The following is a 26369-nucleotide window of genomic DNA, read 5'->3' on the forward strand; positions in this document are numbered from 1 at the left end:
GGACATGGTAGACAAGAGAAAGAAGCAACCGGTACGTAAAAAACAATCGGTCACCGACAAAAATGCCTCAAATGTTTATATCAATCGTTTTTACATCATGTGGGCGGTGGTGTTGCTGTGTTTCGTGACACTGATTTGCCGTGCCTTCTATGTGCAGATTATTAATAAAGATTTTTTGCAGAATAAAGCCAATGCCAATATTTTAAGAACCAATACCATCAAGGCGATGCGTGGCGTGATTTATGATCGTAATGGGATTCCATTAGCGATTAGTACCCCGATCATGAAAATTGTGATTGATCCACGTGATTATTTTGACAATAAAAAGCTCTATGATGAAACCATGCTGGCGCTGGAAAAAGAACCGAATAGCCGCAAACTCAAACGTCAGTTGCCGGATAAAAACCTGAATCTGGATGAGCTGGCTGATGCAGTCGGTATGGATCGGGCAGAACTGCGCAAAAAAATGCAAGAACGTCCGCGTTCACGTTATCTGATCCTGAAAAAAGAAGTTCCGCCACAACAGGCCGAACTGATCATGAAGCGTAATTTTCAGGGCGTATATACCGAGAAAAACTATAAGCGCTATTATCCGCAGCCGCAGCCGAACTCTCAGATTATTGGCCTGACCAATAGTGAGGGCATAGGGATTGAAGGTCTGGAAATGCAGCTGAATGCCCGTCTTTCTGGTAAGGATGGCGAGCAGCAGATCATTCGAGATAAGAAAGGCAACCGGGTTAAAGAACCGGAAGTGATTAAAGAAGTTGAACCGGGCGAAAATATTACCTTAAGTATCGACTCGCGTCTGCAATATATCATGTACCGTGAGCTGACTGCGGCCGGAGTTGCCAACAATGCCCGTTCGGCGACTGCGATTGCTGTAGATGTCAAAACCGGTGAAATTCTGGCGCTGTCTTCATGGCCATCGTATAACCCAAATGACAAAAACAGCCTGCTTAACAAGGATGCCATGCGTAACCGCGGGGCGGTCGATTCCTTCGAACCGGGTTCGACCATGAAGCCGCTAACCGTGGCAATGGCGCTGGAAAGTGGCAAATATACAGCGAATTCAGTGGTGAATACCACACCAGGCAGTATGCGGGTAGGTAATCATACCATTCGTGATACCCATAATTATGGTCAGTTGACCCTAGGTGGTATTATCCAGAAATCATCTAACGTTGGTGTGGCTAAACTGGCCTTGTCGCTGCCGTATGAAACCTTGCCGACCTTCTATAAACGTTTGGGTTTTGGTCAGCGGTCAGCGGTGAAATTTCCGGGTGAAAGTGCCGGTCTGATTCTGCCTCCTAGCAAATGGAATGTGTCAGAAGTGGCGACCATGTCCTATGGTTATGGTCTGAATGCAACGGTACTTCAGCTGGCTGATGCCTATGCCATGCTGGCCAATAAAGGCGTAAAAATGCCGCTAAGTCTGTATAAGCTGGAAGAACAGCCGCAGGGTGAACAGATGATCGATGCCAATATTGCCGATCAGGTGCTGATGATGATGGAAACCGCAACCTTGCCAGGTGGTACGGCGACTCGCGCCACCATTCCAGGCTATCGCGTGGCAGGTAAAACCGGTACTGCACATAAGCTGCGTGCTGACCGTAAAGGTTATTCGACCAATGAATACCGGGCTTTATTTGCCGGTGTAGCACCCGTCAGTGATCCACGGATCGCCATGGTGGTAGTGGTAGAAAACCCACAGGGTACCTACTATGGGGGTACCGTATCTGCACCAGTCTTTGCCCGCGTGATGCAGGAATCTCTGCGTCTCCTGAATGTCCCTTTGGACAAACCTTTAGAAACTCCCAAAGTCCAGTAAATAGGTGATCAATGTCTATTACATTTCAAGATATCTACACCTCTCATGAGGTCGCTGACTGGATGAAGAAATCCTTTCAGGGCTTCGAGCTGGATAGTCGTAAAGTCAAACCGGGACAGATTTTTATTGCCCTGACCAGCCTGTCACAACCAAAAAAAACTGCTCAATTTGCCCAGAAAGCTTTGGATCAGGGTGCATTGGCCGTGATTTCAGAAACTGAGCTGGAGGTATCTCCAAATCTGGTAGTGGCAGATGTGCGTTATCTGATGGGGCAGTGGCAAAAGCAGTATTTGCAAGCGACTCAACCTGTTCAAGCTGCTCGAATTCTGGCAGTTACCGGCACCAATGGTAAAACCACGATTTCTCGCTTGGTGGCTGAATTCATCATGCTGCAAGGTAAAGCCTGTGCAGTGATGGGTACCACGGGTAACGGGATTTTGCCAAATCTGGAAGCATCTTCGCATACCACCCTGGATGCCTTGCAACTGCAAAATGCCTTGCATGGCTATGCGCAGGCCGGTGCGGAGTTTGCCTCGATTGAAGCCAGTTCGCATGGTCTGGAACAAGGCCGCTTGAATGGTTGTGATATCGAGATTGCAGGCTACAGCAATTTGAGTCGTGACCATCTGGATTATCATGGAACGCTGCAAGCTTATGCAGAAGCAAAGTCTGGTTTATTCCGGTTTGAATCTTTAAAAGTGGCTGTTATCAATATCGATGATGAACATGCACAGATCATGCTGGATGCCGCGAAAAATAATCCGGCACAGCCTAAAATTTTGACTTATTCCACCAAGCAAAAAGCGGATTATCAGGTTCAGGATATTCAGTACAGCATTTCAGGTGCGACCTTTAAACTAGAAACTGCTTCTGCTGAATATATGGTTAACAGTCCACTGCTGGGTCATTTCAATATTGAAAATCTGGTCGCTAGTCTGATCATGGTGGAACAGGCCGGATTTGACTTGGAAAGTTTGATTGCAACTGTGCCCCAGCTCAAAGGTGCGCCCGGTCGGATGCAGGTGCTGCGTGATGGCGAACGTCTGTTTGTGGTGGATTATGCCCATACCCCGGATGCCCTGACTCAGGTTCTGGTGACCTTGAAACGGCATGTCTCACAAAATCTCTGGGCAGTCTTCGGCTGTGGCGGCGACCGTGATCGCGGTAAACGTCCACTGATGACCCAAGCTGCATTAGAGGGTTCCGATATCGCAGTTCTCACTTCTGATAACCCGCGGACCGAAGATCCGGCACAAATTTTTGCGGATATGAAAAATAGCATCGATTTTTCCGGCAAAATCTATCATGAAATTCATGACCGTCGTGAAGCAATCAAGTTTGCCGTTAAACAGGCGCAGGCGGGTGATATTGTGGTGATTGCAGGAAAAGGGCACGAAAATTATCAGGAAATTGATGGCGTACGTCACTGGTTTGATGACGTGGTCGAAGTGCAGGCTGCGATTGATGGCCAGCATTGCAACACAGATACTGCCTATTCAGCGCATTAGGATTCAGATATGCATACCTCAACAACAAGTACTGCGGCGCTGGAGCCGTGGAGTATAGAACAATTACAGCAGGCCACCCAAGGCTACTGGCTGAATGATAAAAAGCCTGCAGGCCAGATCAAACGGATTTTGACCGATTCACGTGATGCAGAAGCAGGTGATGCTTTTCTGGCGCTGAAAGGCGAGCGTTTTGACGCGCATGACTTTATTGCGCAAGTGGCGGCTCAAGGTTGTGACATTGCCATTGTCAGCCGTCCAGTGGATGCTGATATTTGCCAACTGGTGGTAGAAGATACCCGTCTGGCATTGGGATTGTTGGGGGCTTATCGCCGTCAGCAGAATCCTCAGCTCAAAGTGATTGCCTTGACCGGCAGCAGTGGTAAAACCACGACTAAAGAAATGCTGGGGAGCATCCTGTCGCGTCTTGCGCCGACCTTGGTGACGCGTGGTAATTTGAATAATGACCTTGGCGTGCCAGTAATGTTGCTGGAGCTGCGTTCTGAACATCAATATGCGGTGATGGAACTCGGTGCAAGTCATCAGGGTGAAATTGATTACACTTCAAACATGGTGCAGCCGCATGTAGCCGGAATTATTAATATTGGCACGGCACACTTGGGTGAATTTGGCGGCCGTGACGGAATTTGCCGTGCAAAATCCGAAATTTATGCGCATATCTCTGAGACTTCGATTATTCCTGCTGCCGATGATTTTGCTGAAGCCATTCGTGCCGCAGTAAGAACTGAAAAAAGCTTAAGTTTTGGTACGGGTGGTGAAGTCTATGCCAGCGATATGGTGCTTGAAGCTCAATCTTCAAGCTTCACACTGAATACGCCACAAGGCTCGAAAACAGTTCAGTTACCATTTGCCGGCGAGCATAATGTCGAGAATGCCACAGCTGCCGCTGCATTTGCCTTGGCGATTGGTATTAATCTTGATGATATCGTGGCTGGCCTGGAACAGGCAGTCGGTGCTAAAGGCCGTCTGAACTTTATTCCGCACAAAGAATTTTTATTTATTGATGACACCTACAATGCCAATCCGGGCTCAATGCGAGCGGCGGCTGAAGTGTTAGCACAGCAGCAAGGCATCCGGGTGATGGTGACCGGCGATATTGGTGAACTCGGTTCATCTGCCGCAATCGAGCATTACAAGCTCGGTCGGGATCTGGTCTCGGTAAAAGGTATTAATTTTGTGGTGGCTGTGGGTGAATTCGCTCCTGCCGCACAAGAAGGTGCCCGTAGTACGCAATATGGTAAGAAAATGCAGGCTTTCCTGAATCAGGAGCAGGCCTTACCGTTTTTAATTGATTTGATTGAAACACATCATCCCCAGCCGATATCTTTGCTGTTCAAAGGGTCGCGTTATACCCATATGGAAACATTGATGGCTGCATTGATGGAGAAACTCTAAATGCTGTTATGGCTATTTGACCATCTGGCGGGCTTTGATAGCACGTTTCAGGTAGTTCGTTATTTAACTTTACGTGCTCTGCTGAGTGTCTTGACGGCAATGACCATTGGTTTGGTCTTGGGTCCGATCATGATCCGCAAACTGCAGGCGCTGAAATATGGTCAGGCGGTCAGTTCGTTTGCTCCTGAAAATCATGCCAAGAAAATGGGCACACCGACCATGGGTGGGGTGCTGATCCTATTATCCATCGGGATTTCGACTTTGCTCTGGGCAGATCTGTCTAATCCTTATGTCTGGATTGTGCTGGCGGTGATGGTAATTTTTGGTGCCGTGGGCTGGGCTGATGACTGGATCAAGATCCGTTATAAAGACAATGCCGGTTTGCCTGCGAAGAAAAAATTCTTCTGGACTTCAGTGGGTTCGTTGGGTGCTGGTATTGCCTTGTATGTGATTGCACAGCAACAAACCAATCCGGTACATACCGCGAATATGCTGGATTTGCTAATTCCATTCTTTAAGGATCTAACCATTCCTTTGTCGGTCATTCCATTGGGTATTGGCTTCATTATTTTCACGTACTTCGTGATTAATGGGGCATCCAATGCAGTGAACCTGACCGACGGTCTGGATGGTCTGGCGATCATGCCGATTGTACTGGTGGCTGCAGGTTTGGGCGTATTCGCTTACCTCGCGGGTGATGTGCGTTTTGCCAATTACCTGCATATTCCTTATGTGAAATATTCGTCTGAACTGGTGGTGATCTGTGCAGCGATGATCGGTGCCGGTCTGGCATTTCTCTGGTATAACGCCCATCCGGCCCAGGTATTTATGGGAGATGTTGGAGCCTTATCCCTCGGTGCGATGCTGGGTACCATTGCTGTCATGGTTCGTCAGGAAATCGTGTTTGCGATTATGGCGGGTGTATTTCTGGTTGAGGCGATTTCAGTATTCCTGCAAATCGGTTCATTAAGAATGCGTAATAAACGCGTATTTCTGATGGCGCCGCTACATCATCATTATGAAAAGAAAGGCTGGCGTGAAACCCAGGTGGTGATCCGTTTCTGGATTATTACGATTATGCTGGTAGTTTTGGGTCTAATGACCTTAAAATTGCGTTAAGAAATGCATGAGAAAAAGTCGGCGCATGCCGGCTTTTTTGTTTTGGAGAAAATGATGAATTTACTCATGTGCCCAGTCTGTCGCCAGCAGTTGAGCTTAAATGAAAGAACATGGCGATGTGAGAATCATCATAGCTACGATGTGGCCAAACAAGGTTATGTGAATCTGCATGTAGTTCAGCATAAGCATAGTAAAAATCCGGGTGATACACCTGAATCGGTTCAGGCACGCCGTGCATTCCTGAGTGCAGGTCATTATGCGCCTCTACAGCAGGCTGTGGTCGAGAAAATCCGAGATTTACGGATTGAAAACCTGCTGGATATCGGCTGTGGCGAAGGCTATTACACCAATGCCATGCAGGCTGAAGTGCTGCAATGTGTGGGGGTCGATATTGCCAAGAATGCAGTTCAGGTGGCTGCCAGACTGAATAAAGACATTACTTGGGTGGTGGGAACCGGGGCAACCTTGCCAGTATTGGATGAATCGATTGATCTCTGTACCAGTTTATTCAGTCCGATTCCAAAACAGGAAATCCTGCGGGTATTAAAGCCAAAATCCTATCTGATGGTGGTGACCCCGGCACCACAACATTTATATGCTATGCGTGAAGCACTGTTTGAAGAAGTCAAACCACATGAGCCACAAAAGTTTGTTGAGCAACTGCAAGATGAATTTGATCTGGTTCGTGAGCAGGTAATTGACGCACCAATGATTTTGCCCCAAGCTGATTTAAAAAACCTGATTGCCATGACCCCTTATGCCTATAAAGCCAAACCGGAACGGCGTCTGGCTCTGGAGCAACATGACCGGTTTGAACTGATGGCCCAGTTCCAGATTTTCCTGTTCCAGAAGAAATAAAAATTGGATATATAAAAGCCCTCAACTGAGGGCTTTTATTTTTATATAACAGGAGATTACTGGACTTCTTCGATTAGGTTTTCCAGGGAGTCTACCCGGTTCGGCTGTAGCGGCTGTTCTGGCGGTACAGATTCATTATCTGGTAAGCGCGTTGGCTGATCCGGTAAATCCTCAAAATCATTTTGCTGACGTTTTGGCACGACAACTGGAGCAGGGCGGTAAAGTGCTGTCGCCAGAGGTGGAGAAGCCGGATGATTTTGCGGCTCCTCACCTTGAACCACCTTGTTGCGATTTACAGGTGCCTTGGCATTACGGTCTAAACGTACCCAGGCTTCCGGTTGGCCTTTTAATGCCTTGCCCATAAAATCGGTCCAGATCGGTAAAGCTGCTACACCACCATATTCACGGCGACCTAAAGTCGTCGGCTGGTCAAAACCGACCCAGGTAACCGTTACCAGCTTGCCATTGAAGCCGGCAAACCAGGCATCTTTAGCATCATTGGTGGTACCGGTTTTACCTCCAATATCACTACGACCAATTCTTAATGCGGCACGACCGGTACCATGCTGAATGACATCACGCAAAATATTGGCCATGTCATAGGCAGAGCTGGATTTTAAAATACGTTCTGCTTGACGATAATTGCTGTCTTCATCTGAAATTTTCGGAGTCTCTGGTTTCTGGCCCAAGGTCGTATTGTTGATTGCAATTGCTTCATCATCGGCGGTAATGGGGTCAGTGACTTGAACGGGTTCTTCTTTTTCATTAATACATGAAATGCACGCATATTCAGGCTTGGCTTCAAAGATGGTGTTGCCATAGGCATCTTCAATACGGGTAATAAAGTGCGGCTGAATTCGGTAACCGCCATTAGCAAAGGTGGCATAACCGGTGGCCATCTGAATTGGAAGAACCTGTGGGGTGCCCAAGGCAATGGTATAGTTACGTGGAATCTGACTGTCCTGTAAACCAAAATCCATAAATAACTGACGTGTACGTTCAATCCCGACCGTCTGCAATAAGCGCACCGAGACTGTATTGCGTGACAGATAAAGGGCACGGCGTAGCGGGATCATGCCCAGATAACGGCCATCCGAGTTACGCGGTGACCATTTGCCAATGGTAATAGGTGCATCATTGACCATGGTATGTGGCGTCATGCCACGTTCTAAAGCCAGTGCATAAACAAAAGGCTTAATGGTAGACCCAGGTTGACGCCAGCCTTGGATGGCCCGGTTAAATTTCGACTGATAAAAATTATATCCGCCCACAATAGCTTCAATTGCACCATTATTTGGATTGATAGCAATCAGCTGTCCTTGTACTTTGGGAATCTGTACCAGTGACCAAGAGGTTTTATTTTCATTGGGTCTTAAACGGACAATATCTTTGACTTTAACAATCTGGGAGGCTTTGCTGGGTGCCCCGCCTACACTGTTAACGTTACGAAAGCGACGTGCCCAGGACATGCCTGACCACGGAACAGTCACGCTGCTCCCATCCTGCATGAGTGCTTCAAAGCTGGAAGTGCCTACCTTGGTTACTTGCGCAGGATAGGTATTGGCATAGGCGCGGAAATTTTCAAGGGGTTGATCATGAGCTTCAGCTCCTCGCCAGCCGTGTCGACGGTCATAGGCTTCTAAGCCTTCTTGTACCGCTTGCTCGGCATAGGTCTGACGTTCACTATGAATGGTGGTATAGACTCTATAACCAGAATCGATCGCCTGTTCACCAAAGTTTTGTACCAGCTCAGAACGTACCATTTCACCCACATAAGGGAATTTATTGCGGGTACTGCGATCCGGCATGTCCAGATTAATCGGTTCAGCAATGGCCTGCTGATACTGGCTCTGGTTTAAATAGCCCAATTGCAGCATACGTCCCAAAATCCAGTTACGACGCTCTAAAGCACGCTTGGGATTAGCAACCGGATTATAGCGGGAAGGTGCTTTAGGCAGGCCGGCGATCATGGCCATCTGTGCATTTGAAAGTTCTTCTAGACTCTTGTTGTAGTAAATTTTAGCTGCCGCTGCGATACCATAAGCATTTTTTCCAAGAAAGATTTTATTGACATACAGGGTCAGAATTTCTTTTTTACTTAGGTTTTGCTCAATTTTACGGGCCAGAAAAATTTCAGTCAGTTTACGTTTCAACGTCCGTTCAGGACTGAGGTAATAATTTTTTGCCACTTGCATGGTAATAGTCGAGCCACCGGTCTGGACATCTGAACCGGTCACGGTCTCGCTGAGGGCACGTCCCAAGCTTTTAAAGCTGATGCCGCTATGCTCAAAAAAGCTGGAATCTTCCGCTGCGAGGAACGCATGAATAAACTCCTGCGGAATTTGTTCATATTTCACGGGAACTGAAAGCTTGCCGCCATATTCGGCAATTAATTCATTATCTGAACTAAATACTTGTAAAGGCTTTAATAAAGGTGCCTTTTTAAGCGTGGACATTTCAGGCAAAGATGGGGCAATATAGAGATACATGCCATAGAAACCCATCGGAATTGAGATCAGTATAATGATAATGATCAAAAAAAATGGATGAACAAGGCCTGAACAAGATAGCTTTTTCATAACAAGTAAGTTTTAATAAGAGCTAATGGCGAACTAATTACCGGTCAGTATATCCTGTCGATATCCATATTGTTAGATCAGTTATTGTATCTATATAAAATTATAGGCTGGACCAATTGGTAAGTTAGATTGAATTGGGGACAAAAAAATAATAGGAAGTATATTGTGCGCAGGTTATATCGTAAACCGAATAAGGGGTTAATAGGAGTCGATATTAGTTCGACTTCTGTTAAGGTTTTAGAACTTTCTGTAAAAAGTGGCCGTTATTGGGTAGAGAGTTATGCTTTGGTCCCATTATCGGAAAACAGTGTTGTTGAAAAAAATGTCTTAAATCCAGAAGCAGTTGCTGATGCGCTTGGGCGCGCAATTAATTTGGGCAATACCCAGTCGAATCAGACCGCTTTTGCAATTCCCACTTCAATGGCAATCACCAAGATCATTGAGATGGATGCAGATATGTCGGATGACGAACGTGAAGTTCAGATTCGTGAAGATGCGGAACAATATATTCCTTTCCCTCTCGATGAAGCCAGTCTGGATTTTGAAGTTCTGCCAGACCGTCTTGCCAATCCGAACCGGGTCAATGTGCTGCTGGTCGCGACCCGCATCGAAAATGTCGAAGCACGTTCCGAAGTTTTGGAAATTGCCGGACTGACACCCAAGATTGCAGATGTAGAAAGCTTTGCACTGGAAAATGCTTTTAAAGTATTTTCGGATACTTTGCCGATGGGGGTTAATACGGTCGGCATTTTAGACATTGGGCATAGTATGACCACCTTGTCGGTCATGCAGAACAACAAGATTATTTATACCCGTGAGCAGGTGTTTGGCGGCAAGCAGTTGACTCAGGAAATTCAGAACCGTTATGGATTGTCATTTGAAGAAGCTGGGCGTGCTAAAAAAACCCGTGCCTTGCCAGATGATTATGATATTGAAGTGCTGGAACCTTTTCTGGATGCGGTGGTACAGCAGGCAGCCCGTTCATTACAATTCTTTTTTTCATCCTCTCAGTTCAATGAGATCGACCATATTTTACTGGCCGGCGGAAATGCCAATATTCCAGGGCTGGCAAAATTATTACAACAAAAACTCGGTTACCGTGTCACGATCGCGAATCCATTTTTGCAAATGGGCTTTTCTCCGCAAATTGATATTAAAAAAATTGAAAATGACGCGTCATCACTCATGGTTGCATGTGGATTGGCCTTAAGGAGTTTTGATTAATGGCAAGAATTAACTTACTTCCTTGGCGTGATGAGCTAAGAATTAAAAGAAATAATGAATTCGTGGCGATTTGTGTGGGGGCACTGTTCTTAGGTTTAGCGGCAGCAGGTTCTACTTGGTTTTATTATGATCAAAAACTTCAGGATCATGAACAGGCCAATCAGCTGATTCAAAGCACCAACCAGAATCTGGATGTGCAGTTAAAGGCACTAGAAGGTTTGCAAGAACAGCGTAATGCGATTGTCGAGCGGATGAAACTGATTCAGGGATTACAGACCCAGCGTCCGATTGCAGTACATCTGATTGATGAAATTGTGCGGGTCACCCCAAGCAATATGTACATCACCAAATTCCAGCGTACCGGCGATAAATTTACCATTGAAGGTAAAGCTGAGAGTCCTAATACCGTAGCTGAACTGCTACGCAATCTGGAAGCTTCATCTTGGTATCGAAATGCCTTTATGAACGCTTTCCTGGTGGCTGAAGAAGCCAAAGAAAAGGCGCCGAGCTCGATTATTCCACGTGTGGAAGAATCTTATGGCAGTTTTACTGTAACTGTAGATCTGGATCAGATCGCTCAGCCAGTACTTAACGAAGAACAACAAGCAGTTACTACAACTACGGGGGCATCATCATGAGTAATGACGAGTACGATGAGTTCAACCAGGATGTCGTCGCTGTACCCAAAAATAAAATGACTGTTGAAAAGTTTTTTCAACAATTCAATACTCTAGATCCAAATAATTATGGTAGCTGGCCTTTAGCGGTCAAAATTACCTGCTGGATCTTCATTGCTGCATTGGCATTTGCAGTGATTTACTTTGTCATGATCAGAAGCACGATTGAGTCGATTTCGCAAGCCAGTGCCCAAGAACAAAACCTGCTGAATGAATTTCGCGAAAAAGAATCCAAATTACGCAACTTACAACAATATCAAATTCAACTGCAGGAAATGGAAGCCCGTTTTAACCAGCAGTTAGAACAATTGCCGAAAGAAACTGAAATTCCGGGTCTGGTTGAAGATATTAACCTGAGCGGCGTGAATTCAGGCCTGAAGTTTAAAAATATCCGACTGGAACCTGAAATTAAGCAAGAGTTCTTTATTGAGCAGCCAATTGCGATTGAAGCTACTGGGGATTATCACGCTTTTGGTTCCTTTGTGAGCAGTATTGCCGGCTTGTCACGTATCGTTACGCTACATGATTTCACTATTACCGGTACTGAAAACAAAGAGAAAAAATCTGAAATTCCAGTTATTGATTATGTGGTAAAAGCCAAAACTTATCGTTATGTCGGTAATGCTGACGGTGCTGCAATGCCGGCAGCTGACAGCACGGCTCAGGGGGCGCAGTAATGAAAAAAATTAAAATTACTTCGGCTTTAACGCTCGGGTTTTTATTGGTGGGATGTGATTCCCGTATTGATGCGGTCAATCAGGAAATGGCCAATATTCGTAATCAGCCGCCTTTACCAATTGAACCTGCACCTGATTTTATGCCAGTTGAAACCTTTAATTATGCAGCGCACCAGATCAAAAGCCCATTTTTACCAAGCTCTCTGGCTGCTGAGCTGAAAATTATGGCGGGGAAACGGGTTTATCCAAACCTATCACGTCAACTGCAACCGCTAGAAAGTTATCCGCTGGAAACTTTGACCATGAAAGGCAGCATGCGTAATCAGGCCGGGCAGATTCTGGCTTTAATCCAGACCCCTGATGGTGAAGTTGAGCGGATCCAGCGTGGTAGCTATATGGGGCTTAATCATGGCCGCGTGATTGGGATTACACCAACACAGATCAATCTGATTGAGATTATTCCAGATGGCCGTGAAGGATATGTGGAACGTCCGCGGAGCCTGGTTCTCATCGGGCCGGCGCCATAAGGTTTTAAAGGAATAACAATGAATAAGAGTATTAAAGAATTTATTTTTGGGGATGCTAATACAATGAATCGTGTGTTTCGTCAGTTTTCAATGGGTGCTGTTGCGATTGCGGTGATGCAAGCAGCCAGCGCACAAGTGGCCGTAACGAATGTGGTACCTATGCAGCTTCCTGGTCAAGGAACTGAAATTCGGGTGATGTTTAATGGTTTACCACCTCAACCACAAGCCTATCAATTAGAATCACCGTCACGTTTGATTCTGGACTTTGACAAGGCCCAACAGAATTTAAAACAAAGCAAAATTCCGGTCGCAACGCGTGAAGCCAGTTCGGTTGATGTTACTTCGGATGCACAGCGTGCCCGTTTGACGGTTAATCTGACAGATGCAGGTGCCTTTACCACTCGAGTAGAAGGCAATACTTTTATTCTTAAAATTAACTCGGCAACTCCTGTAGCCATAGCTCAACCTGTGCAGCAACAGTCAGCTCAGGGTATTAGCAACATTGGTTTCCAGCGCGGTGCGCAAGGTGAAGGCCAGGTCGTTATTGATCTATTAGGAAATAATACTCCTGTTGATGTACAGCAGCAGGGTACCAAGGTTATTGTGCGCACTTTAGGTTCCAAGATTCCGGCTCATTTGACCCGCCGTCTTAATGTGACAGATTTCGCGACTCCGGTATCAAGTGTGGATGCTGTGAATCAAAATGGTTCAGGAGTCATTACGATTCAGTCTGCGGAAAGTTATGAATATATGGCTTATCAGACTGATAACAAGCTGACCATCAGCTTGAAACGACCAGAAGCCAAGAGTCCCTTGCGTCCTAAAACCGTTGCCTATACCGGTAAGAAAATTTCTTTAGATTTTCAGGATATCGAAGTCCGTCGTGTATTACAGCTCTTAGCTGATTTTACCGATATCAATATGGTGGCTGCGGACAGTGTGCAAGGTAATATTACCTTGCGCTTAAAAGAGGTGCCTTGGGATCAGGCGCTAGATATTGTACTGAAAACCAAAAATCTGGATAAACGCCGCAATGGCAATGTGATCTGGATCGCACCAGTTACAGAGCTGATAAAGGCGGAAGAGGAAGAAGCTAAGGCGATTAAGCAGAGTGTCGCACTTGCGCCTATCCAGACGGAATATATGCAGCTCAGTTATGCCAAAGCAGCAGATATTGAGAAACTGATTACGCAGAATAAAGGCGCATCTAGTTCAGGCGGCTCGAGTAGCACGAATAATAATGAGGGTGGGGAAAGTTTATTAAGTTCCCGTGGTTCTGTGTCTGTTGATGCACGAACCAATACCATTATTGTGAATGATACCCAGCTCTTTATTGATAAAATCCGTAATATGGTAGATCTGCTTGATGTTCAGGTGAAGCAGGTGATGGTCGAAGCGCGTATTGTTCGAGCAACTACGGACTTTACCAAAGAGATGGGAGTAAAATGGGGAATTCTGTCTCAAGGGATTACCAACAATGATAGTCTTCTGGTCGGTGGTAGTGACACGACGTTATGGGATCTCAGAGATCCTCAAGAAAATGATTTGGGTGGGTATACCTATGATATTCAGCGTCCACAAAACCTGAATGTGGATTTGGGGGTAACCAGTCCAGGTGCCAGTCGTATCGCCTTTGGTTTAATCAGCCTTTCTGATTTTATGCTGGATCTTGAGCTTTCTGCACTTCAGGCAGATGGCTATGGTGAAGTAATTTCTACCCCTAAAGTACTGACTGCGGACAAGCAGAAAGCAACTGTTGCCTCTGGTTCTCAAATTCCGTATCAGTCAGCAGAGGGTGGTGGTGCGAATGCAGTATCTACTACGGAATTTATTGATGCTACGCTAAGTCTGGATGTCACACCAAGCATTACGCCAGATGGCAAAGTACAGATGGAACTCAATATTACCAGTGACTCACCGGGTAACCCAACACCGACTGGGCAGTTGACTATTAACAAAAACCAGATCACTACCAATGTCTTGGTGGATAATGGCGAAACCGTGGTTCTAGGCGGTATTTTTGAGCAGGAAACCCGTAATGCACAAACAAAGGTGCCATTCCTGGGGGATATTCCTTATGTAGGACGTTTATTCCGTAAAGATTTAAAGTCGGATAATAAACGTGAGCTACTGATTTTCGTTACACCTCGAATTGTTAATGACAGTGTTTCAAGAAATCATTAATATATTTTGAATTTAACAAAACGAATAGGTGACTCCTTGCCAAGCAAAGAGTTTGAAACCCTACCAAATATTTATTTGGTAGGGCCGATGGGGGCCGGTAAAACAACAGTAGGACGACATCTCGCAGAATTGTTAGGGCGTGAATTTCTAGACAGTGATCATGAAATTGAACGTAAAACAGGCGCGACTATTCCCTGGATTTTTGAAAAAGAAGGGGAGCAGGGTTTCCGTGACCGTGAAACTGCTGTCATTAATGACCTTACCTCACGTCCTCATCTGGTTTTAGCCACCGGCGGTGGTGCAATTACTCAGACCTTAAATCGAGATTATCTGAAACAGCGCGGAATCGTTGTCTATCTCTATACGCCGGTTGAAATTCAACTGCAACGTACTTATCGCGATAAAAACCGTCCCCTCCTTCAAGTCGAAAATCCGGAACAAAAGTTGCGTGATTTACTGGCAGTTCGTGATCCCTTGTATCGGGAAGTAGCACATCATATTATTGAGACCAATCAGGGTGCTGCGCGAGATCTGGCGCAGCGGATTCTCAATCTCATTGTTTCTAAAAATTAAGTTCATTGAATCAAGTGGTTAATCAAGCATGCAAACCTTATATGTAGAACTCGGAGAACGTCGTTATCCTATTTTTATTGGAAGCGATCTGGATCCAAAGGCCTTATTGGCTCCCTATATTCAGGGCAAGCAAGTGATGATTGTGAGTAATACCACAGTTGCACCACTTTATTTGCAGCGTTATCAAACTGCAATTGAAGCTCTGGACAAACGTGTTGCGACCTGTATTTTGCCTGATGGTGAAAAATATAAGGATAGCCAGCATCTGAACCTGATTTTTGATGCTCTGCTTGAAGCCGGGTTTAACCGCGATTGTACTGTACTGGCATTAGGTGGTGGCGTCATTGGGGATATGGCCGGATTTGCCTCGGCCTGCTTCCAGCGCGGAGTATATTTTATCCAGGTACCGACCACCTTGCTGTCGCAGGTCGATTCTAGTGTGGGTGGGAAAACCGGGATTAATCATCCACTGGGTAAAAACATGATTGGCGCTTTCCAGCAGCCCCAGGTGGTGCTGGCAGATATGTCGCAGCTTGCTACTTTACCGGACCGTGAGCTTTCAGCAGGTTTGGCTGAAGTGATTAAATATGCCCTACTTGGTGATAAAAAATTTTTAGTCTGGCTTGAAGCGAATATGGAAGGCCTGATTGCTCGTGATGAGCAGTTGCTTGCCGAAGCCGTTTATCGTTCATGTGCACATAAGGCACGGATCGTAGCCAATGATGAGAAGGAGCAAGGGGAACGTGCTTTACTCAATTTAGGTCATACCTTTGGTCATGCGATTGAATCCTATATGGGGTATGGTGTCTGGTTACATGGCGAGGCTGTCGCCACCGGTATGGTGATGGCTGCGGATCTGTCACAGCGTATGGGCTGGATTTCTCAAGAAGATTTAGAACGTACAAAAAAAATCATTTCTCGTGCCAAACTTCCTGTGGTTTGTCCTAAAATCCCTCTGGATGATTTTCTGGCCTATATGGCCCATGACAAAAAAGTCTTGAATGGACAATTGCGTCTGGTGTTGTTAAAGCAATTAGGCCAAGCAGTGATTACCCGGGACTTCGATTTCGAGTTAATGAAACAGGCAATTTTAGCCAATCAGGTATAGGTTTAGTTTTATGGCAGCGTTACATACTCCTTGGCAAAAGGTTCAGCATTATTTCTGGCTGGTCTGTGGTGTATGCTGCCTATTTGCTGCCTTAGTCTTTTGGGCGGTTACTGATTCAGATGATGTCATCGAAATTGAAAAAAAGCCTGAAACTGAAGTTCAGTTGCAGATTCAGCCAGAAAAAGTCTCAACAATGACCCATCTTGGTGCACTTTCTGATGAAGTGAAACCACTTGATCTGACCACGCGTACTATCGTGAATGCCAGTCATGAACCGGAATTTCGCGGTACCAAGTTTGTTAATGAAGCGAAAAACCAACATGCAATTGAATTGTTTCGCGTGACCAATGAAGCAATATTAAAAAGTTTCCTTAAAAAACAGTCAGATCGTAAGCCTTTTGTTTACTTAAGAATATCGGGTGAAAATCAGCCAGAGCAGTATGTGTTGTTATATGGTCAATTTAAGACTGCGGCACAAGCGAATCAGGCGCTTTCAACCCTCAATTTGAATTTACCTGCTTCGGTCAAGCCTGAAGTGGTACAAATCAAGCAGTATGTCAGTTTGGTGAATAGTTTGGGTTCAGAAGAATTAGCCAGTAATCAAAAGATTTATGACATTCATTTGAAAAATGTGCCTTTGCCAAAAATAGATGAATCGGCAAGAGTCAGAGCGCAAATCCAGCCAGAAATCAAGCCACGTAGTCCTGATGCCGCTACAACCAGTACCACAATTGTGCGTCGTGACACCTCTGGAAATGTGGTCGATGTGCAGAAATCTGAAAGCGCTGTAGAGAGTATGCCCCAACCGCAAAACAATTCTCGTCCTAGTCAGAACACTAATCCTCGTCCTCAAAATAACGAGATTAGTGATCCATTTAATTAGTCCGGTCTAAAATAGCGCACCTAGAAAATTAAAGAATCAAAAATGAGCGCTTTTGGTGCAAAAAATGCACATTGAAAATCACCTGTCTGGCGCTTATCTGCGCTAAATCTTTGTCATCTGTATTGTTTTAATTTATGCTCTGTTTATTGGCATGGAATTTGCTTTATTGGTGCATGAATTGAATTAATCTCCCTGTTTTAGCGCGAAAAATGATTCGATGACACTATGTGAATGTCATATTTATTCCTGATTTTTATGTTATTCATCAGCAAAATAAACTTTATTTTTTATGCATTCTGTCTGAAAAAGGACTACGCTGAAGAAATAGAGAACAATGTTTTTGCTCTATCAAGACAGTCTTCGAAAGTTCATTAAACGCAGCGCAGAGAAGAATTTAGATTGTTTAACAGCCTATTGAGGCTTCGTGAAAGAAGGGTACGCTATGCACATGCCATCGCCTAATAATGTAGCTCCCGCTCAAGGTTTATACCAACCGGATGAGTTTAAAGATAACTGTGGTTTCGGTTTAATTGCCCATATGCAGGGTGATGCAAGCCATGATCTCGTCAAGACTGCGATTCATAGTTTGAGTTGCATGACCCACCGTGGTGGTATTGCCGCAGATGGCAAGACTGGAGATGGTTGTGGTTTGCTCTTGGCGATGCCAAAAAAATTCTTCCGTGAAGAAGCAAAACGCTTAAGCGATACCACCTTAAGTGAAGTCTTTGCTGTAGGTTCGGTATTCCTGAATCTTGATCCTGCGCTTGCGGCACACGCCAAACAGGTTTTAAACAAAGAGATTGAAGCTGAAGGTTTGATCGTTCTGGCCTGGCGTGTGATTCCAACCAATGTCGATGCTTTGGGTGAAATTGCCTTGCAATCGATGCCAGCATTTGAACAGGTGATTGTAAACTGCCCGATGGGTGTTACTGAGGTTGAATTTAACCGTAAGTTATTCCTGGCGCGTCGTCGTGCAGAGCAGCTGTTAAGCAATGATACTTCTTTTTACGTCACTACTTTATGTTCAACGGTGATCAGCTATAAAGGCTTGATGATGCCAGAAGCGATTGCAGATTTTTATACAGATCTGGCAGATCCGCGTCTGGAATCGCATATCGTGGTGTTTCATCAGCGCTTCTCGACCAATACCTTGCCTCGCTGGCCGTTGGCACAGCCGTTCCGTTACCTCGCACACAATGGTGAAATCAATACCATTACTGCGAACCGTAACTGGGCCATGGCGCGGGTACCAAAATTTGAAAATCCGTTATTGCCCGGTTTAACAGAACTGAATCCGATTGTGAACCGCACCGGTTCGGATTCTTCGAGCCTGGACAACATGCTGGAGATTCTGGTCGGTGGCGGCATGGATCTGTTCCGTGCCCTGCGTATGCTGGTTCCGCCTGCCTGGCAGAATGTGGAAACTTTAGATGCTGACTTGCGTGCCTTCTATGAATTCAACTCAAAACATATGGAAGCCTGGGATGGTCCTGCAGGTCTGGTGATTCAGGATGGCCGACATGCGATCTGTATGCTGGATCGTAATGGTCTGCGTCCTGCACGTTGGGTCATCACCAAAAATGGTTATATCACGCTGGCTTCTGAAATTGGCGTCTGGGGTTATCAACCTGAAGATGTTATTTCTAAAGGACGTGTTGGCCCCGGCCAAATGCTGGTAATCGACACACAAACCGGCAAGGTGCTGGATACGCAAGATGTCAATAATCATCTGAAACGTATGCGTCCATACCGCGAATGGTTACGTGAAAATTCTGTGCGTCTGCAAGGCAGCCCAGAGCTGGAAGAATATTTATGTGATCAAGGCTTAAAAGGCGATGGCCTGAAAGCAGCACAAAAAATGTTCATGGTGACCTTTGAAGAGCGTGACCAGTTGCTGCGCCCGATAGCCGAAAGCGGTCAGGAAGCTGTAGGCTCAATGGGTGATGATACCCCAATGGCGGTATTGTCACGTCAGGTACGTCATGTATCGGATTATTTCCGCCAGCAGTTTGCACAGGTGACCAATCCGCCAATCGATCCGCTACGTGAATCGATTGTGATGTCACTGGAAACCTGTTTTGGCCGTGAACAAAATGTATTTGAACAGGGTCCTGAACATGCAGATCGTCTGATCGTATCCAGTCCGGTACTGTCCAATTCTAAAATGCATCAAATCCGTACCCTGGGTCGTGCCGGCTATGAAATTGCAGATATTGATCTGAACTATACCGAATCTGAAGGTCTGGAAGCAGCGATTGCGCGTATCTGTGAAGAATCTGCACAGGCGATTCGTGATGGTAAAACCTTACTGGTGCTTTCTGACAAGAAAATCCGTGAAGGCTACTTGCCAGCCAATGCATTTATGGTGACCGGTGCTGTGCATCATCACCTGATCAAGACAGGTTTGCGTACCGATGCCAATCTGATTATTGAAACCGGTTTTGCCCGTGATCCGCATCAGTTTGCAGTGCTACTTGGTTTTGGTGCAACTGCGATCTATCCATATCTGGCTTATGACGTGATCAATGATCTGGTTGCCAAAGGCGAGTTATTGGGTGATCCGATTTATGCACAAAACAATTTCCGTAAAGGGATTGAAAAAGGTCTACTGAAAGTCCTTTCGAAAATGGGTATTTCTACGGTTGCTTCTTATCGTGGTGGTCAGCTGTTTGAAGCAGTGGGCTTATCTAATGAAGTGGTGGATAAATGCTTCATCGGTGTGCCAAGTCGTATTCAGGGTGCCACTTTTGTCGATCTTGAAAATGACCAGAAACAGTTGGCGGATATTGCCTGGAAAAACCGTAAACCAATTGATCAGGGCGGTCTGCTGAAATTTGTATTCGGCAAGGAATATCATGCCTTTAATCCAGACGTGATCAACTCGCTGCATAAAGCAGTGCGTTCGGGTAATTATGCAGACTTTAAAGAGTATGCAGAACTGGTAAACAATCGTCCGATTGCGACCATTCGTGACTTATTTAAACTCAAAACAGACAACTCGATTCCAGTCGAACAAGTGGAATCTGTGGAAGAGATCCTGCCTCGCTTTGACTCTGCCGGCATGTCTTTGGGTGCACTATCACCTGAAGCACACGAAGCGATTGCGATTGCCATGAACACGATTGGCGGTCGTTCAAACTCGGGTGAGGGCGGTGAAGATCCAGCGCGTTACGGCACCATCCGTAACTCGAAAATCAAACAAATTGCATCGGGCCGTTTTGGTGTAACGCCTGCTTATTTAACATCAGCAGAAGTTCTCCAGATTAAAGTCGCGCAAGGTGCAAAACCAGGTGAAGGTGGTCAGTTGCCGGGTGGTAAAGTAAACGGTCTCATTGCCCGTTTACGTTACTCTGTGCCGGGCGTTACCCTGATTTCGCCACCTCCGCATCATGACATCTATTCAATTGAAGATTTATCACAGTTGATCTTTGATTTAAAACAGGTTAACCCACAGGCGATGGTGTCAGTTAAGCTGGTTTCTGAACCGGGTGTCGGTACGATTGCGGCAGGTGTAGCGAAAGCCTATGCCGATTTCATTACCATTTCTGGTTATGATGGCGGGACAGCGGCTTCTCCACTTTCTTCAATTCATCATGCAGGTTCACCGTGGGAACTGGGTCTTTCTGAAGCGCATCAGGCCCTTCGTGTCAATGACCTGCGTGGTAAAGTTCGCGTACAGACAGATGGCGGTCTGAAAACCGGTCTGGATGTCGTAAAAGCCGCAATTCTGGGTGCAGAAAGCTTCGGCTTTGGTTCAACCCCAATGATCGCATTGGGTTGTAAATACCTGCGTATCTGCCACTTGAATAACTGTGCAACCGGTGTAGCAACTCAACAAGATCATTTACGTCAAGAGCATTATATTGGCGAGCCACAAATGTTGATCAACTTCTTCACCTTTATTGCTGAAGAAACCCGTGAATGGCTGGCAGCACTTGGGGTATCGAGTCTGAAAGACCTGATTGGCCGTACAGATCTGCTGGAAGTCTTGCCAGGTGAAACTGCAAAGCATGCACATCTTGATTTAAGTAAATTGCTTGAGTCACATCCTGCTGCAGAAGGTAAAGCACAGTACTGCGAAGTACAGGGCAATGCGCCATTTGATAAAGGCATTCTGGCTGAAAAAATGGTGGATGAAATTCTACCTGCGATTGAAGCGGGAACTGGCGGTGAATATAGCTTCATGATCGGTAACTGTGACCGTTCGATTGGTGCCCGTCTGTCTGGTGAAATTGCGAAACGCTATGGCAACCTGAGCATGGAAGCTCATCCGGTGAAAGTTCACCTGAATGGTACTGCGGGCCAGTCACTGGGTGTCTGGAACGCTGGTGGTCTGCACATCAGCCTGGAAGGCGATGCCAATGACTATGTCGGTAAAGGCATGGCCGGTGGTCGCATCTCTATCTTCCCGCCAAAAGGTTCGCCATTCCAGACGCAAAATACCGCGATTATTGGGAATACCTGTTTGTACGGTGCGACTGGCGGTAAGTTATATGCAGCGGGTACAGCGGGCGAGCGTTTCGCGGTGCGTAATTCGGGTGCATTTGCCGTGATTGAAGGCGCAGGTGATCACTGTTGTGAATATATGACCGGCGGTATTGTGACAGTGCTGGGTAAAGTCGGACATAACTTCGGTGCGGGTATGACTGGTGGTTTTGCTTATGTACTTGATCTGGATAATGACTTCGTTGATCATTATAACCACGAACTGATTGAGCTGAACCGTATTTCTACGGAAGCGATGGAAGAGCACAAAGCCTTCCTGGGTCGCATTTTGGATGAACATATTAAAGAAACCGGTAGTGCTTGGGCGTACAAGATCCGCCATGAGTTTGATTTCTATAGCCGTAAGTTCTGGTTGGTAAAACCAAAAGCAGCCAACTTGCAAACGCTGTTGAAAACAACTCAAGCTGATCCACAATAATTCCACGACCAACAGATATATAGGCAGAGGTAAGGCAACTGTAAAGCCTTTACCTCTAGCCACGGAGAGAGACATGGCTGAACGCCTACATAATGACTTTCAATTTCTGGATGTCGCACGCCAAGATCCAGAGAAAAAAGAGCTTGATGTCCGCAAAGCAGAATTTGTAGAAATTTATAAACCGTTTACCGCGGAAATTGCAGCCAACCAGACGCATCGCTGCCTAGGTTGTGGTAACCCGTATTGTGAGTGGAAATGTCCGGTACATAACTACATTCCAAACTGGTTGAAACTGGTGTCTGAAGGCCGGTTGTTCCAGGCGGCTGAACTGTGTCATCAGACCAATACCTTGCCTGAAGTCTGTGGCCGTGTCTGTCCGCAAGACCGTCTGTGTGAAGGGGCGTGTACCCTCAACGACGGTTTTGGTGCAGTGACGATCGGGAATGCAGAAAAATATATCAACGATACCGCCTTTGCATTGGGCTGGCGTCCAGATATGTCCAATGTGAAATGGACAGACAAAAAAGTTGCGATCATTGGTGCAGGCCCTGCCGGACTTGGCTGTGCAGATATTCTGGTGCGTAACGGGGTAAAACCTGTAGTCTTTGACAAACGTCCGGAAATCGGTGGTTTGCTGACTTTTGGTATTCCAGAATTCAAAATGGAAAAAGACGTAATGAAACGCCGCCGTGAAATTTTCACGGGTATGGGGGTTGAATTCCGTCTGAACACTGAGATTGGTACAGATGTGACCATCGACCAGCTACTTTCTGATTATGATGCGGTATTTATGGGTATGGGAACCTATACCTATATGAAAGGTGGTTTTGCCGGTGAAGATCTGGATGGTGTGTATGATGCACTGGATTTCCTGATTGCGAATGTCAATCGTTGTCAGGGCTGGGAAAAAGATCCATCTGAATACATCAGTGTTGAAGGCAAGAAAGTCATCGTTTTAGGCGGTGGTGATACAGCTATGGACTGTAACCGCACCTCAATTCGTCAAGGTGCTGAGTCGGTAGTTTGTGCTTACCGTCGTGATGAAGAAAATATGCCGGGTTCACGCCGTGAAGTGCAAAATGCGCGTGAAGAAGGAGTGAGTTTTCAGTTTAACCGTCAGCCGATCGAAGTTGTTGGTGAAAATGGTAAAGTGACTGGTGTGAAATTTATTACTACTCAGCTGGGTGAGCCGGACAGTCGCGGTCGCCGTAGTCCAGAGCCGATTCCAGGTTCAGAAGAGATTCTGCCGGCAGATGCAGTTCTGCTGGCTTTTGGTTTCCGTACCAGTCCAGCAGACTGGTTCACCGATGTGGAAATCAATCTGGATGGTTCAGGTCGTGTCGTTGCCGCTGAGCAGCAACAATACAAATTCCAGACTTCCAATCCAAAAATCTTCGCTGGTGGTGACATGGTTCGTGGTTCTGATCTTGTGGTAACTGCAATCTGGGAAGGCCGTCAGGCAGCTGAAGGTATCCTGGATTATCTAGATATCTAACAGTTGGAAATTCACTGAAGTCATTCAAACAACCCGCCACGGCGGGTTTTTTAATCTTTGATAAGTTTGAGTCCTAAAATGGAAAGCATTAAAAATATTATAAAAAGTAACAAAACTTCAAAAAATAGTGTTTAAAATCAAATTAATTATATAAATATCAATAAAGAATTGAGGACGAGACATCATGCGTGTATTAAAACAATCTCTCATAGCTTTGATGCTGGCCAGTACCTTGACCCTGAGTGGCTGTGGCTATAATACCTTGCAAGTCAAAGATGAAGCTGTAACGGCAGCTTGGTCAGAAGTCCAGAACCAGTATCAGCGCCGTGCCGATCTGGTACCTAATCTGGTCAATGTAGTCAAAGGCTATGCCTCGCATGAAGAGCAGGTTTTAACAGAAGTGACCCAAGCACGTGCCAATGTTGCCGGTCTGAAAGTAGATCGTGAAGTACTGGAAGATCCTGAACTGTTTCAGCGCTATCAGGAAGCACAGGAGCAGATGACCAGTGCCTTGTCACGTCTTTTGGCTGTCACTGAAAATTATCCGGACCTGAAAGCCAATCAGCAGTTCCGTGATCTGCAGGTACAACTGGAAGGAACTGAAAACCGGATTGCTGTGGCACGTAACCGTTACATTACCACGGTTCAGGACTTTAACTCTTATGCACGTCAGTTCCCGCAAGTCATGACTGCCAAAGTGATCGGAATGGAGCCTAAACCGAACTTTAGCGCCGAGCAAAGTGCACAGAAAGCACCTACAGTTTCCTTTGAATAATAACTGATCTGTAAATAAGCGAGAAATCAGATGCCTGAGATGCTGCTGAAATACTGTGCCGGGTTGCTCCTTATGCTGGGCATGGGTATGGTAGCGCCTGTGTCAGCAGAAACAGCCACAGCTACGGATACTGAAGAAGTCATCGTGGCCCGTGAAATTTTGCAGCCTAAAGCGGGTCAAAATGCTTCAGCTCAAAAAAGTGGACCTGAAACAGAAACTGCAGCAGCATCACAGCCACAAATTGCCAATGATATGACTGAAGGGCAGCTGCAGCGCGACTTGCCAAGCCTGAACCAACCTATTATTGACCAAGCCAATATACTCAGTGCCACTGAAAAGCAGCAACTCAGTCAGCGTATTCTGAAACTTTATAATGAAGGTAAAGGGCAAATAGGTGTCGTGATTGTTCCGACCACGGGGCAAGAAGATATTTTTGATTACTCCATGCGCGTTGCTGAAGCCTGGCAGCTCGGTTCAGCCAAACGCGATAATGGTTTATTGATGACCATTGCCATCAATGATCGCCGTATTCAGATCCTGACTGGCTATGGGCTGGAAGGTGTACTGCCCGATATCGTGGCAGGCCGGATTATCAATGACAAGATCACGCCGTATTTTAAACAGGCTCAATATGCTCAGGGGATCGACTCAGGACTGGCTGAAATAGAACGGATTTTAAATCTGGATCCTGAAATTGCCGCACAGGCGGCCGATGAGCTTAAAGAGCGTCAGGAACAGGCTTATCAGGCACAAAAAGCCAGCAAGGCGACGTTCAGTAGTGTGCTGTTTATTATTGTCGCAGGTGTCATAGGTTCCATGATTTTCGGCAGAAAACTGAGCGCTGCGACTGCCGCAGTTGCAGGGACTGCTGCTGGTCTGGTAAATGGCATGGGGCTGCTTGCAAGTTTGATGATTGGTGCAGGTATTTTCTTTTTATTGATCACCTCTATAGCTCAGCTGATATTACATGCCTTCTTGGCCGGTGGTGGTCGAGGCGGCGGTAGTGGTCGTGGTGGTTTTGGCGGCGGCGGCTTCGGCGGTGGCGGTGGTGGTTTTGGTGGGGGAGGAGCATCAGGCTCATGGTAACAACTACAGATACGACAGATATAGTCACGCAGCCCAAGCTGGAAGAACATGCACAGCCAAGCTTTAAACGCTGGCTCAAGCATTTCTTTTATATGCCGGCAACCAAGCGCTTTTTCTCCAAACAGGATCAGCATGCGATTGCAGTGGCAGTGGAAGAAGCTGAGCATGGACATGTGGGGGAGATTCAGGTGGTGATCGAAGGCTGTCTGCCTTCACGATCTGCCTATTATCAAGATACCTTATGTCGGGCCCGACAGTTATTTGCTGAAATTGGGGTTTGGGATACCGAATATAACAGTGGTGTACTGCTGTATTTGAACCTCTGCGAGCACAAGGTGGAAATTGTGATTGATCGTGGAATTAAAAATGCAACCACCCAGCAAGTCTGGGATGAAATCTGTCAAAATATTATTCAGCATTTGGTCCAGCAGAAGTTTAAAGAAGGTGTCATTGCAGGGGTGAAGCAGATCGGAGAGGTTTTAGATCAATACTATGATCGGAAAATAATAGATTTAGAAAATGAATTGGGGAATAAACCGATCATTCTGGGGTGATTTTAGTCAACTAACTGACAATTTTTGTCAGTTAGTTACACAAAATAAAACATAAGGATTACAAAAATAAAAATATTTTTTTAAAGTGCTGTTTTTTCTCTCAATTTTATTATAATAAAACTTGGCATACTTAGTGCTAAATATAAAATTAAGCTAAATGAGCTTTTTCTTTAGGCTTATAAATAAACAAAAACATTTGTGGAGAATGTTATGAATACAGTACAAAAGGGTTTTACCCTTATCGATACTCCATAAGTGTCCATATAAAATGAACAATCCATAAGTAAGTCAATATGGACAGGCTTTGTTGCATAAACATTCAAAAGCTGAGTTTTCCCCAATCCATTCAAATTTAAGTGACAACTTGGGTGTGAGGT

General features: G+C 45.7%; 19 protein-coding genes. 18 read left to right on the top strand and 1 reads right to left on the bottom strand.

The annotated features are described in order from the left end of the window. The first annotated feature begins 4 nt into the window (after positions 1–4). Genes ftsI through H9629_RS08715 form a run of 5 tightly spaced genes read left to right on the top strand, consistent with a single transcriptional unit; the run spans position 5 to position 6726 of the window. The gene (gene ftsI / locus H9629_RS08695; RefSeq protein WP_191730929.1) at positions 5–1828 is read left to right on the top strand and encodes a penicillin-binding protein PBP3; all 1824 of its coding nucleotides are present in this window, start codon (positions 5–7) and stop codon (positions 1826–1828) included. A gap of 11 nt (positions 1829–1839) precedes the next feature. Next, positions 1840–3336, top strand: a complete 1497-nt coding sequence (locus H9629_RS08700; RefSeq protein ID WP_144723599.1) for a UDP-N-acetylmuramoyl-L-alanyl-D-glutamate--2,6-diaminopimelate ligase — start codon at positions 1840–1842, stop codon at positions 3334–3336. Between the two features lie 9 nt (positions 3337–3345). Then, positions 3346–4749: a UDP-N-acetylmuramoyl-tripeptide--D-alanyl-D-alanine ligase gene (locus H9629_RS08705; RefSeq protein WP_191730930.1), complete on the top strand. Its 1404-nt coding sequence runs from the start codon at positions 3346–3348 to the stop codon at positions 4747–4749. After that, complete coding sequence (gene mraY / locus H9629_RS08710; RefSeq protein WP_064102373.1) at positions 4750–5868, top strand: phospho-N-acetylmuramoyl-pentapeptide-transferase; 1119 nt, start codon at positions 4750–4752, stop codon at positions 5866–5868. It begins immediately after the preceding gene. 54 nt (positions 5869–5922) lie between these two features. After that, positions 5923–6726, top strand: coding sequence for a putative RNA methyltransferase (locus H9629_RS08715; protein WP_005101392.1), 804 nt, complete (start codon positions 5923–5925; stop codon positions 6724–6726). 56 nt (positions 6727–6782) lie between these two features. Here the strand turns inward: H9629_RS08715 and ponA are convergent, their stop codons facing one another. Then, positions 6783–9305 (bottom strand): penicillin-binding protein PBP1a, encoded by a 2523-nt coding sequence (gene ponA / locus H9629_RS08720; protein ID WP_191730931.1) that lies wholly within the window; start codon positions 9303–9305, stop codon positions 6783–6785. Between the two features lie 165 nt (positions 9306–9470). On the opposite strand from ponA, the gene H9629_RS08725 reads away from it, so the two are divergent. The 13 genes from H9629_RS08725 to H9629_RS08785 all read left to right on the top strand — a co-directional run bounded on the left by H9629_RS08725 (position 9471) and on the right by H9629_RS08785 (position 25992). Then, positions 9471–10529, top strand: coding sequence for a pilus assembly protein PilM (locus H9629_RS08725; RefSeq protein WP_064094604.1), 1059 nt, complete (start codon positions 9471–9473; stop codon positions 10527–10529). Beyond that, positions 10529–11167 (top strand): PilN domain-containing protein, encoded by a 639-nt coding sequence (locus H9629_RS08730; protein WP_064094603.1) that lies wholly within the window; start codon positions 10529–10531, stop codon positions 11165–11167. The genes H9629_RS08725 and H9629_RS08730 overlap by 1 nt, the downstream gene beginning before the upstream one ends. After that, on the top strand, positions 11164–11883 hold the full coding sequence (pilO, locus tag H9629_RS08735) for a type IV pilus inner membrane component PilO (protein WP_191730932.1): 720 nt from the start codon (positions 11164–11166) through the stop codon (positions 11881–11883). Before H9629_RS08730 ends, pilO begins: the two co-directional genes overlap by 4 nt. Then, positions 11883–12410 (top strand): pilus assembly protein PilP, encoded by a 528-nt coding sequence (locus tag H9629_RS08740; RefSeq protein ID WP_064094601.1) that lies wholly within the window; start codon positions 11883–11885, stop codon positions 12408–12410. Before pilO ends, H9629_RS08740 begins: the two co-directional genes overlap by 1 nt. A gap of 18 nt (positions 12411–12428) precedes the next feature. Next, on the top strand, positions 12429–14594 hold the full coding sequence (gene pilQ / locus H9629_RS08745; protein WP_064094600.1) for a type IV pilus secretin PilQ family protein: 2166 nt from the start codon (positions 12429–12431) through the stop codon (positions 14592–14594). 36 nt (positions 14595–14630) lie between these two features. After that, entirely contained in the window at positions 14631–15167 is a 537-nt protein-coding gene (gene aroK / locus H9629_RS08750) for a shikimate kinase AroK (RefSeq protein WP_064094599.1), read from the top strand. A gap of 28 nt (positions 15168–15195) precedes the next feature. After that, positions 15196–16275 (top strand): 3-dehydroquinate synthase, encoded by a 1080-nt coding sequence (gene aroB, locus H9629_RS08755; RefSeq protein ID WP_064094598.1) that lies wholly within the window; start codon positions 15196–15198, stop codon positions 16273–16275. A 10-nt stretch (positions 16276–16285) separates the two neighbouring features. Next, positions 16286–17158, top strand: coding sequence for a hypothetical protein (locus H9629_RS08760; protein WP_191730933.1), 873 nt, complete (start codon positions 16286–16288; stop codon positions 17156–17158). A 448-nt stretch (positions 17159–17606) separates the two neighbouring features. After that, a complete protein-coding gene (gene gltB / locus H9629_RS08765) occupies positions 17607–22082 on the top strand; it encodes a glutamate synthase large subunit (RefSeq protein WP_191730934.1) in 4476 nt (1491 codons plus the stop codon). A 73-nt stretch (positions 22083–22155) separates the two neighbouring features. Then, positions 22156–23577, top strand: a complete 1422-nt coding sequence (locus H9629_RS08770) for an FAD-dependent oxidoreductase (protein ID WP_191730935.1) — start codon at positions 22156–22158, stop codon at positions 23575–23577. 184 nt (positions 23578–23761) lie between these two features. Beyond that, a complete protein-coding gene (locus tag H9629_RS08775; protein ID WP_191730936.1) occupies positions 23762–24352 on the top strand; it encodes a LemA family protein in 591 nt (196 codons plus the stop codon). A 30-nt stretch (positions 24353–24382) separates the two neighbouring features. After that, positions 24383–25438: a TPM domain-containing protein gene (locus H9629_RS08780; protein WP_191730937.1), complete on the top strand. Its 1056-nt coding sequence runs from the start codon at positions 24383–24385 to the stop codon at positions 25436–25438. Then, positions 25432–25992, top strand: coding sequence for a TPM domain-containing protein (locus tag H9629_RS08785; protein WP_191730938.1), 561 nt, complete (start codon positions 25432–25434; stop codon positions 25990–25992). Before H9629_RS08780 ends, H9629_RS08785 begins: the two co-directional genes overlap by 7 nt. Positions 25993–26369 lie beyond the last annotated feature (377 nt).

The sequence above is a fragment of the Acinetobacter pecorum genome (assembly GCF_014837015.1).
GTDB classification, from domain to species: Bacteria; Pseudomonadota; Gammaproteobacteria; order Pseudomonadales; family Moraxellaceae; genus Acinetobacter; species Acinetobacter pecorum.